General features: G+C 51.7%; 4 protein-coding genes. 3 read left to right on the top strand and 1 reads right to left on the bottom strand.

Translation table 11 applies throughout. From position 1 onward, the window contains the following. Positions 1-86 precede the first annotated feature (86 nt). A complete protein-coding gene (locus OGX91_RS09760; protein WP_199947275.1) occupies positions 87-1,169 on the bottom strand; it encodes a YncE family protein in 1,083 nt (360 codons plus the stop codon). A 302-nt stretch (positions 1,170-1,471) separates the two neighbouring features. On the opposite strand from OGX91_RS09760, the gene OGX91_RS09755 reads away from it, so the two are divergent. From OGX91_RS09755 to OGX91_RS09745, 3 genes are all read left to right on the top strand, one after another. Then, entirely contained in the window at positions 1,472-2,647 is a 1,176-nt protein-coding gene (locus OGX91_RS09755) for a coiled-coil domain-containing protein (protein WP_182290815.1), read from the top strand. A gap of 735 nt (positions 2,648-3,382) precedes the next feature. Beyond that, positions 3,383-3,961 carry a LuxR C-terminal-related transcriptional regulator gene (locus tag OGX91_RS09750; RefSeq protein ID WP_040232609.1) on the top strand — a complete coding sequence of 193 codons (579 nt, stop codon included), beginning with the start codon at positions 3,383-3,385 and terminating at the stop codon, positions 3,959-3,961. Positions 3,962-4,156: 195 nt separating this feature from the next. Then, the gene (locus OGX91_RS09745) at positions 4,157-13,495 is read left to right on the top strand and encodes an autotransporter outer membrane beta-barrel domain-containing protein (protein WP_286626127.1); all 9,339 of its coding nucleotides are present in this window, start codon (positions 4,157-4,159) and stop codon (positions 13,493-13,495) included. Positions 13,496-13,503: the final 8 nt, after the last annotated feature.

The following is a 13,503-nucleotide window of genomic DNA, read 5'->3' as shown; positions in this document are numbered from 1 at the left end:
GTGTGCGTATGTTTTAGTGTTGTCCATAGCCATGCCATTAAAAGTCTGACGACGTTGCCGGAGAGCGCCCCGGCAACATGTTGTTATTATTTATTCAGATCAATACGCACCACGTTATCTGGCGCGGAGGTGGAGTGGTCTTTATTGAATTTCTGTTTCACGGTGACAAACAAGGTTTGACCATCAGCAGAGAGCAACAGGCTGTTTGGATTGGGGAGGAGATCCCAGCTTTTCTTCACGCTGTAATCCGTTGCATTCAGGCTAAGCAATTTTCCGGAATCACGCTGGGTAATATAGATTTCATTACGCTTCGCATTGAATTTCACCGCCAGCGAATCCCCGATATCCAGCTGTTTGAGCAGCTTGCCCGTATGAATATCCAACACCAATGTCGTTTTCGCTTTGGAATTGTCGGTGACAAACAGGCGACCAGTTTGCGGGTCTTCCGCCATATTCAACAGCAACGCGGGTTTATCGCCCAGCGGCTGCCAGCGTTTTTCAATGCGCTGAGTACGCGGGTTGATAACCAGGATTTCACCGCCGCCATTTGCCGCATAAATACGCTGCGTCATTTCTGAGTAATGCAGTCCGGTCATCCATTTACCGGTATTTTTAATCCGGGTTTTTAGTTTCAGCGTTTCGGCATCAACCACCCAGATCACCGCCGGATCGGCAACGGCGCCAATATAGAGCAGACCGTTATGCAGCAGTACCTGGCGCGCACCGTATGGGAAACCCTGCGGGTTACGTTCCGGGAACAGCACGCGATTCTTCACTTTGCCGTCTGCGGCATTCAGCGCGCTTAGGCCACCATCCAGGGAGTTGGTGACATACACCGTTTTACCGTCTGGCGAGATAGCCATACCAAAGTTTTTCAGATCGGTGTGGCTCAGACCGATGGTCTTCAGCGTTTGCGGATCCAGCTTGTAAATCACCCCACCCTGAACATCTTTGAACCCTTCCGCACTGGCGACGTACAGCGCATCACCTGCTGGACTCAGCGCCATTTCATACAAGCCGTCAGCCAGTGCGCGCTGCTGAATATCCGTTGCTGCCGGTGCGATTGCTTTTTCCTGTGCCAGCGGGTTACTGGCTGGCGTAGCGTCAGTTGTACAGCCGCTTAATGCAATGGCAGCCAACAATGCCAGAGCGGATGTTGTTTTTTTCATTGTCGGGATCCTTACCAGAATTCATGCAGATTGCTAATAACAAAAAAGTGAATGAGAACTATACGCATTATCTTTATCATATCAAGAATAATTAGCCGGTGAATAAAAAAGATGAAACGAGGGTTTAAAGACGCGAAGAAGTGCGCGCTAATACCGCTTTTTCATCATTACAGTGAATTATTCTGGACGAGAAGGCATCGCAGGCCACAGAATGCACTTTACTGTTTTTCCAACATTTTCAAACGGGTGAACCTGGCGTGGTTCAGTCACTCGTTTTTGAACTACGCCAGGCAACGACTGTCATGAATAAGATCATTAAACGACTTGAGATCGTCAAAAGCGCCATCGAACTGGAAGATGAAGAGATTATTTTCCAGCAGTTGGCGCATCTGAAAAATGAACCTTTGCCAGTCATTCCCGGCGTCATCGTGCAGGCGATTGAAGAACGGCGTTTCGGCGATGCCCTGCGTGAAATTACACACTGGCTACAATCCCAGCGCGCAGTATCAACGTGGCAGGACCCCGGCATTGCCGCCAGTAAGCTCGAACTGAAAGCGCTTGAAACCCAACTGCGTGATCTGATTGATAAGCGCAACACGCGTATTCAAATCCTCGATGATTTCAATGACCTGTACCATCTTCGCCTCGGACCGTTGATGAGCCGAATTCTCGAACTGCGTAAACAACTGGCCGCCAGCGCGCAACGTAAGCAGGAAGCAGAACGAAAACGTCGGGAAAAAGATTATCAGTCCTGTCTGCACTATATTTCACAGGCCGTTGATCAACTGGCGAAACTCAAGCAGCAGTGGGTAAATCTGAGTTCGGACTCCCGCGAATCCGTGGAAACTCGCCAGCGCATTCAGCAACAGACTGAGCTTATCACCGCCCTGCTGGCGGAAATTCGTGAACTGGAAAACGACTTTTCTCGCCAGGACGACAGCGCGACCCGTCAGGCACAGGAGGAAGCCAGCCATGAATATGATGAATATCAGGAACAACAGCAGGATGCTCAGCACCGTTACACCCGCGACCAGCGGCTTTCAGCAGATGAACGTAATGAGTTAAAACGCCTGTGGCGTCAGGCCAGCCGCCTTTGCCACCCGGACGTGGTAGCGGATGACCTGAAAGAGAAAGCCCATCAGATGATGGTGCAGCTTAATCAGGCACGACAAAATGCCGATCTGGCCGCGGTTAGGGCATTACTGACCCAGTTACAAACCGGGCTCGAACCGATGATGGCAAGTGACCGATTAAACGATCTACAACATTTACGTAGCAAGATTCAGCAGCTCAGGGAGCAAATTAATGCGCTGCTCAAAGAGATTAGCGATCTGGAAGCGGAAAACGCCTGGCGTCTTGCCACTTCAGTAACAGACAAAGAAGCCTACTTTTCCGATCAGCAACGGGCACTGACAGAAATCCGCACTACGCTGGAAATGCAGGTACAACAAGTGGAACAAGAGCTATTGGCTGGCTGAGAAAACGTGCGTACAAAAAGCAGACAAAAAAGCGGCTGCAAGACTGATTTTTAGATTAAGCACGAAAAGCTTACTTTAGATTAAACATCTTAAAATATTAATAAATAAAGAATATAAATCTAAATTATATTCATTTACAGCGCATTAATTCAAATCAAACACTATTTTCTCCTTCCAAACATTTAGCTCCTTCACTGCCCGGCCTTTGATTAAGAATTCTCCTGGTAGTTTCCTTCCCCGTTAAGAAAATCACATATCTGTTTGAAATTAATAACAATTAACAATATTTCCCTTCTAAACCTATAGGAATTCCCTGTCATTGTCGAATCGGGGGACACAAAACCTCGCCGATCAATAAGCGAAATCTATCAATCATCTTCACAGAGGTGATATAAACGATTTATCTTAAATTTTAACAAAGTGTAATATCCACTTTAAGAATAGTTAATGATTTAAATAAAGACAGATATTATCTGTTGATATCCGAATAAAAAAGGATCCGTTCAAAGCAAAGAGCGAATATACCCGTCATACTTCAAGTTACATATGCGTTGGCTGCGTTAGTTCACCTCAGCCACATAGTATCTGTACGCCTGGGAATTTTCCCCCGGACTTCCTGTAACTTGAATTATTTAGGGCATACGAGAATTAATTAACATTTCATGCATCGCGAGAAACTCTTTTTTAACCAAAAAAAGAGGCGACTGCTTGCACCAAAATTTCAAGGAGATCGTTATGTCTAAAGCTATTTTTTTGGGTGACTCAATTTACCCCTGGCTTGGCATGCGAGAAATCCTACGTGGCTCATCATTATATATTGATATCGCGTACCATTCCTCCCAGACGCTTTCTGCCGTCCAAACGCTATCTTATGAAACGGATTGCATCATTATTAATCCTGACAAGTCAGATTTTTTAAAATATGCCAGGATTATCCGCAACATGGCTATACGACCATCCACAACGATCATCGTATTAGCCGATGAAGCCACTTTTTCTATTTTTCAAACAGTGTGCGGAATGGCTCTGCAGTTCCTCGATCAGGACACCTGTCTTGATCAGCTATTGCAAACAATCACTCGTATCACCGAAAACAAAAATCAACGCAATATCAAAGAAATACAAACAAAAATAACGACCAACGAATTCAATGTGATGATGATGCTGGCCCGCGGGTGGTCACTGGCACAAATCGCCGGAGTATCGCAAAAAAGTGAAAAAACAATCGGGGCGTACAAAAGCAACATTGCCAGAAAGCTGGGTAAAAGTAATACCCGGCTCAAGTACACCATTTCTCACTATAGCCAGCCGTAACTGACTTATTTAAGGATAGTAATCACAGTTAATTATTAACAGATTTCCTTTCGGCTCATTTTTAATTCCGCCTGGCCCGGAAGGGATCACTATTTTCGAAAATCGACATACCGGGTAGCACATCCGCGTGCCAACCATCGCCAACAACTCAACGTATTAACACATACATAACAGGAATGTAAACGAGGGTTATATATGAATAAGGTTTACAGCATTATTTGGAACGCGGCACTCGGCATCTGGGTTGTCGTCTCTGAATTAACCAGAGGTAAGAAAAAAAGCAGTTCACGTAAAACTGTTGCGGTACTGGCCGCCAGTGCATTAAGTGGCGCTACGATGATGGCCTCAGCTGCGCAGATTACCGCTACGGGCGAGCGAAATATTTCTGACGATTTCCAGAACGGTATTTCTGCGGGCGTTTATCAGGCTCCCCACGACTACGGCTTCTTATATGAAAATAATACTGCCAGTCAGACACTCAATATCAGCGGCGCAATCCCGACAATTAATCCGGGTCAAAGCGGCGTTGTAGAATCAACCACCATCAGTGAGTTACTGCGAACAGGAAAAATCACCCTGCAGGCCACCAGCCCAGGCCAGGATGCAAAAAAAATCACCACAGTTGAAGAGCTGGCGGAATACGTGACGTATAACCAATCGGCTACGCCTTCTCAAAGCGAAAACTTCAAGGTGGTTGACCCGGCATTCCCGGACGGCACAGAAACCATTAAGGTCTATGATACCGATGTGTTAAGTCGCTTTCTTACTAAATCGCAAATCGGCGATTCCGTATTAAATACTTATGATGCAACCAGGTCTGAAATCTATAAGCAGTTTGGTATCGCGCTGGCAACCGATGGTGCTACGGCCAACCTGAACATAGGTAATGACACGCTCAATGTACGCGACAAAGCCAATACCATCGAGTTACTGGCCAAAGACTCCTCCTTACTGGAAGCGCAAGGCGCCAACAGCCAGGTGAACTGGCAGTCCGATAACTATATAAAATTTAACGCCGCTCCGGTTATCCCTGAAAAAACATTCGCCGGCTCAGCGCAAACCTCTGTCTTTGGCGATGATGTGACGCTGATGACTTATGGCTATGATGCAGATGGCAAGGTTATCGAAACCGGGGTGCGCACATTCACCATTACCAGTACGCAGGAGTTGGCTGATTTTAACGACTTCCTGTTAGGCAGAAGTGCCGACGCCGCAGAAAATGCCAATGGCGATAAGGTCAGCCAAATCCAATTGTGGCTGGAGGCTGAAGAGGTCACAACCGTCACAGCAGCACAAGCAAAGTATGCCGGGTATATCGATAGCTTAATTAATTCCAGTAAGTCGTCTGATGAACTCACATGGGACTACAAAGTCTGGACCGATGGAGAGTCACATATCAACAACGCCACTGCCGCCCGCGGTGAGTTGCATGCCATTTATGCCAACGGCGCTGGCACCACCGGTACCCTGAACAAAGAGGCGATAATCGCCGTTGACGGCAGTATCAATGGCGTCATGAAAGCCATTGATGGTGGGGTTATCAACAACCTCGGCGAGCTGAACGCGCTACGCAGTTCTGGCGGGCAAAGCCTGGCGATTGGCATGTTGGCGCAAAACGCCGAGGCAACCAACCGCGGAACTATCAACTCAGGTCTGTTCATTGATAAAGATGGTAATCAGAACGTTAACAGCTACGGCGCATTCGGTATGCAGGGGCAAGGTACCAGCGTTATCACCAACGAAGGCACCATCAACCAGGCGATCACTACCGATAACTTCGGCACCGCATCTGCCGCCGATCCCTGGAGCAAGGATAAACCTGATACGTCGCTGACGCTGGCCATTGGTATGCAGTTGTCCGGCGAGGCAAAAGGTGTCAATAACGGCAATATTAACGTCGTCGACGGACGTAAAAACGGTGAGTCTTACGGTGAAGGCACCGCCTTTGGCGTGGAAGTCGCGGGAAATGCGACCTTTACCAACAGTGCTGATGCCGCTATTTACCTTGGTCGTGACGCAAGTAACCTGACCCAGGATGTCATCATGCCAGGTGGTGCCAGCCTGAGCGCCGGAATTATGACCAAAAGCGCCAAAGAGGTTATTAACAACGGTCTCATCACGTTGGGTACCGGTGTCCGTAACGCGGCAGGAATTTTGATCGGCAACGCAACCGGCAACGTACTGAATACGGGCAACATCGTCATCAATGGTAATGGGGATGCGGGAAACAACAAGAACTACGGTATCTCCGTGCGTGACAGCGGCACGGAAAATAATCAGGAAATCCGCAACGACGGCAAGATTAACGTCAACGGCACGAATAACGTGGGGATCCACGTCAGCGCCAATAACAAAAATGCCGAAGTAACCACCAGTGCCACAGGCTCTATTATCGTGGGCGGTACGGGTGGCATCAACGATCGTAACTACGCCATCTGGGCTGAAGGAGGCGCCAAAGGTCAGGCCGTGGTCAACGTCTACTCCAACATTACGCTGGACAAGGCCGGGAATATCGGCGTACACGTGCGTGATAACGCCATTGCTAACGTTGATAGCCTGAGTAGCCCGGTGTTCAACAACACCGATCAGATTGGCTATTATCTGTATGGGAAAGACGCGGCCGCCAATATTGGTCAGGCGGTGATAAATGACAACGGTCAGGATCGCACCACCATTTTCCGTATCGCCAATGGCGCATTACTGGCCGGTAACACCACCCCTCCTGGCAGCCAGGCCAGCTCCAACCTTGACCTTACCCTCAGCGGTAAGAACTCTGTTGGCGTTCTCGCTACCGGTGCAGGCAGTCAAGTCGATACTGGTGAAGCCACATTTACCGTGCAGGGTAGCGATTCCGCAGCACTGGTCATCGAAGGCGGAGCCAGCGGTAATATCAGCGACAAAACCACCATTAATTTAACCGGTGAACGTACCGTTGCCGGGGTGGTTGATGGCCAGGCGCATCGGTTGAATGGCAGCGCAGAGGGTAATGCCACCAGCACTACGCTTACTTCAAACGCGAAGATCACCTCTGAAGCCAGTGGCAATGAAGTGATCGCCTATATAGCGAGAAATCTGGGTAACCTGATCCTCGATAGCGAATCAAGTATCAATCTGGCCAGCATCGACAGTATCGGCGTTGATGTTCAAAAAGACGGGAGCTTAACCAACAACTCCTCCAGCGCCTTGCATGTCAGCAACGGTATTGGCGTTCGCGCTTCGGGTGCCAGCGCACAGATTAAAAAACTGGGTCAGGTAACCGTTGACGACGGAACCGCAGGCGTGCTGCTGACCAATGGTGCCAGCCTGAGTATTACCGGTAATGCCGGTGATGCAATCACGACCAATGGTTCGGCGGATGGTATTCGTCTCGATACCGGAGCCGGTAAGCTGGCTGCAAAAGGGGTAACGATTAGCGCTAAAGGGACTGGCGCGGGCATTCAAAACGATGCCAACAATACCGATATCACGCTCAACGACGTCACCATCAATGCCAACGACGGCGCGGGGATCCGTACCAGCGTCGCGCTGAACATGAAAGATGGACTAAACAACATTCTCAACGTTAACGGCAAAGGTACCGGATTCGCCTTTGAACAGCGCAATGGTGACGCGGTGACGGGCAATCTGACCATCGACAAAGGCTATACCATTGAGGTACTGAACAGCGAAGGCAGCGGTATCCGCGCCAACACAAACGGTAAAGTCACTACCAGTGCCGATATCAATGTGCACAACGCCGCCGGTGGCTCTGCCATCATCGCGAAAAACGTCAGCGCATTGACCAACAGCGGCAAGATTATCTCTGCCAGCACCACCTCTGCGGTAATCGACGCCAGCGGAGACAGCAGTAAAACCATTACCAACACCGGCACTCTGCAGGCCATCACCGACACTGCGGTGGCCATTCAGTCTGGTAAAGGCAATGACACTATTGATATCAGCGGCGGTGTCACCAGCGGCGTAATCAATACCGGTGAAGGTACGGACACCTTCAACTGGCGTAGCGGCACCTATGCCGGTGAAGTGAATTTCGCCGGTACTGGCGGTAACAATAAAGCCAACATCGGCAATGTGACGCTGGAGAAAACGCGGCACATCACTACCGCTGCAGGTACGGGCAACGCCCTCACCTTCACCGATACAAAAGATGCGAAGATTGGAACGCTGGTCAGCGACAACCTGACTACCGGCACGAATATTGGCACCGGCTGGGATTCGCTGACCCTCAGCGGGTCAAACGCGGATGTCCGCATCGTTGAAAACCTGAGTCTGGCAAGCAAAACTATTGCTGTAAACAATGGTGCAACGCTGCGCACCGGCGACCATGTCGAGCCAACCAGTACTGCCGCCAGTATTGGCGACTACAATGTCACAACCCAGGGCGCAGGCAGCAGGGTTATCTTCGATACCCAGGGTGATAACACCGCGGCGCAAATCTATAACGGTACTATCAGCGGTGACGGGAAGTTTGAACGTGCGGCAGGCGGCACCACGGTCTTTACCGCCAACAACAGCTACACCGGCTCTACCACCATTGCGCAAACAGGTACGTTGCAGTTAGGTTCCGGCGGAAACACGGGCGAAGTTAGCACCGAATCTGACATCATCGATAACGGCATACTGGCGATTAATCGCGCCAACGACGTCCTGCTGAATGGCGTTATATCCGGTATCGGTGCACTGCAGCAAATAGGTGGCGGCATTACCCGTCTGACCGGCAACAATACCTATACCGGTGATACCACCGTCACCAACGGCACGCTGTTGGTGAATGGCGATCAAAGCGCGGCACGTGGCGCAACCACCGTCAGCGGCACATCCACACTGGGTGGTAATGGCATTATCGGCGGCAACGTGTTGATGAACGATGCCACAACAATTAGCGCTGGTGACGGCGGTGCGGGTACGTTATCCATTAACGGTAATCTGCAGCTTGGCAGCAAAACGACTTCCGCCTTCGAACTGGGCCAGGCCTATACACCGGGCGGTAAGCTGAATGACCTGATCAACGTCACAGGCGATCTGCAACTGGACGGGACTCTGGATGTCACCACGTCATCGGGCGGGAATTTCGGTCCTGGGGTGTACCGTATTTATAACTACGGCGGTACGCTGAATAACCAGACGCTGGAGTTAGGTGCTGTACCGGACACTCAGAATAAGAGCAACATCTTTGTCCAGACCTCTATCGACAAACAGGTCAACCTGGTGAACGCCAACGGCGTTACCCTGCAGTTCTGGGACGGTGCAACTGTCAATCAGAGCCATGGTGCATCCGGCATCGAAGGCAACAGCAAGATTGACGGTGGCGATGGTAAATGGATGGCGATCGGTGCTCAGGGTGACAACAACTGGACGACAGCTACCGGCGAGGGCAACGCCCCGTGGGCGCAGAAATCCTTTGCTGTCTTCACCACCAAGGGCGGTACCGTTACCGTGGATAACGCTGCAGGTGAGGTTAACTTCTCCGGGGCACAGTTTGATGCCGATGGCTATGTCGTGAAAGGTAATGCACTTAACGCGTATGCCACCACGGAAAGCGCGACCCACGCAGGCCAGACGCCGGGAACCGGTGAGCTGATGCTGCGCGTCGGAGCCGGTGGCGCGGGGCAAAACTATACCGCGACCATTGAGTCCGTCATCCGTGAAGCCAGCACCAACGACAAACTGACACTGGTGAAAACCGACCTCGGTCGCCTGATCCTCAGTGGCAATAACGAGTATCGTGGCGGTACGCGCATTGATAGCGGCACGTTGCAGATCTCCTCCGATAATAACCTCGGACAGAGCGGAACCGATTTGGCGATTAACAACGCCTCGACATTGCAATTAGGTGCGGATTTGACCAGCAATCGCACCATTGAACTGGGCGCGAATGATAAAGCCGCGGTGTTTGACCTTAATTCGCACCACTTCACGCCGACCGGCGAGATTACCGGCGACGGTAAACTGAAAGTCACCAGCAGCTCAAGCGATGCGGGCAGTACCTTAACGCTCGACCGCGCGAACAGCTACAAAGGCGACACCGAAATTGCCGGCACCGGCAATGCCAACAATGTGACGGTCAATGCCAGCAAAACCGGCGCGTTCGGCAGCAACGAGAGCAGCACCATCACCGTTAATAATGGGGCAACGCTCAACGTCAGCGGCGCAGACACCCGTCTACAATCACTGACCATGAACATTGCCGACAGCCTGTTAACGCTGGCGGATACCGTCACAGCCGCCCGCGCCAAACTGAACCTGACGGGCACAGCGAAAGCGCTGTTAACCAATAACGCCACTGCGGGCAACGCGACGGTCAGCGTGGCAAAAGACAGCACACTGGCGCTGGAAGAAAACGCCAACGGCGGCAATGCCGATGTAACTAACAGCGGGCTGATGACCTTTGCTGACCAGGCAATGGCAGAGAATACCGTCGTCAAAAACCTTGCAGGCGGTCTGGTAGATGTCAGCGCAGTCAACAGCGCGACTTCCATCGGTTCATTGTCCGGTGCGGGTAATGTCGAACTGGGCAATAAAGAATTGTCGCTGGGGAATCTGGTGCTTCCGGAGCCTGACACCATCAGCGGCATTATCAGCGGCAACGACGGCAGCCTGGTGAAAATCGGTAACGGTACACTGATCCTGACCGGCGACAACACCTACACCGGCACCACGGACGTCAACGAAGGTGTGCTGCTGGTCAACGGCAATCAGTCTGCTTCTACCGGTCAGGTCACAGTGAAATCGGGTGCCACCCTCGGTGGTAACGGCATTATCGGCGGTGCGGTCGATGTGCAGGATAACGGCCATATTACCGCCGGTGCCGCCATCAATAGCGTGGGTAAACTGACTACCGGTTCACTGACGCTAAGCGATAACGCCCAGTTGGATTACCAGTTTGGCCAGGCTTATACCCCAGGCGGCGCATTCAACGACCTGATCGACGTGAATGGCTCCCTGACGCTCGACGGTAAGCTCAATATCGAGACTTCTCCGGGCGGAAGCTTTGACGTTGGCGTTTATCGCGTCATCAACTATACCGGCACATTAACCAACAATGTGATGGACATTGCTAACGCACCGGAAGCCGCAGACAGTTTATACGTACAAACTTCGGTGAAAAATCAGGTTAACCTGGTTAACCATGCCGGACTAACGCTGCGCTTCTGGGACGGCACCGGCGGTGAAAATGGCGAGCTGAAAAACAACGGCGTCATCAACGGCGGCGACGGTATCTGGCAATCCAGCCAGGGTAACGACAACTGGACCACGGATGAATCGACGCCAGAGGGCGCGCTGAATGCTCCGTTTACCGATGCCGCATTTGCCGTCTTCCAGGGGGAAGCCGGTAATGTGACCGTCGATAACAGTAAAGGCGATGTCATCATCAGTGGCGCACAATTCGCCACCGACGGTTATCGTGTAGGCGGTGAAGCCATTACTACCGATACCGCCAATACGTTGATTCGCGTCGGTGATGGTACGATCGATGGCGTCAACTACACCGCAACCATTGACAGCGTGATCCGCGGTACCGGTGGTCTGAATAAAGGCGATCTCGGTACGTTGATCCTGACGGGCAACAACACCTACAGCGGCGGCACGACTATCACGTCAGGGACGCTTCAGGTTGCAGGCGATACCAACCTCGGCGCGGCAGAGACCGGAATCACCTTTAACGGCGGTACGCTGAAATATGGTGAAGCGTTTGATACCGCACGTCAGGTTACGCTGGAATCTGGTGGTGGGACATTCGACACCAACGGACATGATGTGTCCCTGCTGACGGAAGTCGAAGGTAACGGTCAACTGACCAAAACCGGTAAAGGTTCACTGACGTTGACGCTGGATAACACCTATACCGGCGGCACCACCATCGAACAAGGTGTATTGCAGCTCGGCACTGGCGGTACGATAGGTAGTATTGAAGGGGATATCGTTGATAACGGCGTGCTCAACGTTAATCGCGCCGATACTCTGGCGTTAAGCGGTAATATCAGCGGAGAAGGTCAGTTGCATCAGACCGGTAGCGGTACGACGGAGCTGCAAGGCCAAAACAGCTACAGCGGTGCAACGCTCATCACCAGCGGGGTATTGCAAGCCGGTGATACCAATACCCTGAGCGCCGCCTCGCACCACTATGTTGTCGCGGGCACCACCCTGAATACCCAGGGTTATAACCAGACAGTCGCAGGGCTGAGCAACGGTGGCGATGTGTCGCTCATCGGCCAGCAACCTGGCACAACCTTAACCGTCAAAGGGGATTACGCCGGCGAAAAAGGCACTATCAACATGGCGGCTATCCAGAACGGTAGCGGCGCAGGTATTGCTGACCGTCTGATTATTGATGGCGGTAAAGCCAGCGGCAGTACGCTGCTGGATGTCGATGGCTCCGGCCTTGGCGCACCGACCGTGGGTGACGGCATCGAAGTGGTTACGGCGCTCAACGGTGCAACCACCACGGCGCAAACCTCACGGGATGCCTTCCATCTTGCCGCCGAGCGTATGGCTGCGGGCGCATTTGAGTACCAACTGCATGCCGGGAATGCGCAGGGTCAGGGCGAAAACTGGTACCTGAGGAGTGAATACCGTCCAGAAACCATGCTGTATTCTGGTCTCGCCAGCGTGGTTCGCCAGGGTGACATCAGCCTGTTAGGCAACATGCACCAGCGTATGGGTGACGAGGTTAAACCGGGACTTGATGAAGACAATCGCGCCTGGGCAAGAATGATTGGTTATTCCGGTAAAACCAAACTGGATGATGCGGCCGGGACGCAAACCAGCTCCCATACCATGGGTATTCAGGTCGGCGTCGATATGTACGCCAATGAAAGCTGGAAAGCCGGGATGTATACCAGCATCCTTGATATCGACAGCAATGTGAAAGGCAGTAAAACGGGCAGCAACGGCAAAGGCGGCAACATCGACGACAACGCATTTTACGTTGGCGGTTATGCCACCTGGTTCTCTGGTGACGGTATGTATGTCGATAACGTGCTGCAATACGGGAACCATAAATCCCGCCTGTCGGCATCGGGTAACAACGGCTCTTACACCGTCAAAGGCAATACGTTGACGGCCTCAACTGAAGTGGGTAAAGCATTCCGTTTAGGTGCCAGCGCCTGGAGCCTGGAACCGCAGGCCCAGTTGATCTATCAGTACAGCGACTTTGATAACAGCACGCTGGATGGTGTAACCCAAACGAGAGTGAATATGGACACCGCCGATTCCTTTACCGCGCGTCTGGGCGTGCGTCTGGTCGCGGACTACGACACCAACCATGGTAAATTCCAGCCGTACGGCCGGGTAAACGTCTGGCAGGGTCTGGGTTCCAAAGATAAAACGCACTTCAGCAATGCGGTCGCCACCACCACGCTGGAATCTTCACAGCAGTACTCCAGCACCGAGGTTGCAGCGGGTCTGTCGTGGTCTATCGACCGAAATCTGCAGGTCTACGGCGAACTGGGGACACAGTTCAGCAACGGCAGCAATAAATCGCAGGTTGAAGCCCCGGTCAATGCGTCTATTGGCTTTAAGAAATCGTTTTAAGCAGGTAT

This window comes from Citrobacter sp. Cpa228 (assembly GCF_030333085.1).
GTDB classification, from domain to species: domain Bacteria; phylum Pseudomonadota; class Gammaproteobacteria; order Enterobacterales; family Enterobacteriaceae; genus Citrobacter; species Citrobacter pasteurii.
The sequence above is the reverse complement of the archived record's forward strand: the minus strand, read 5'-3'. Positions and strand labels throughout refer to the sequence as shown.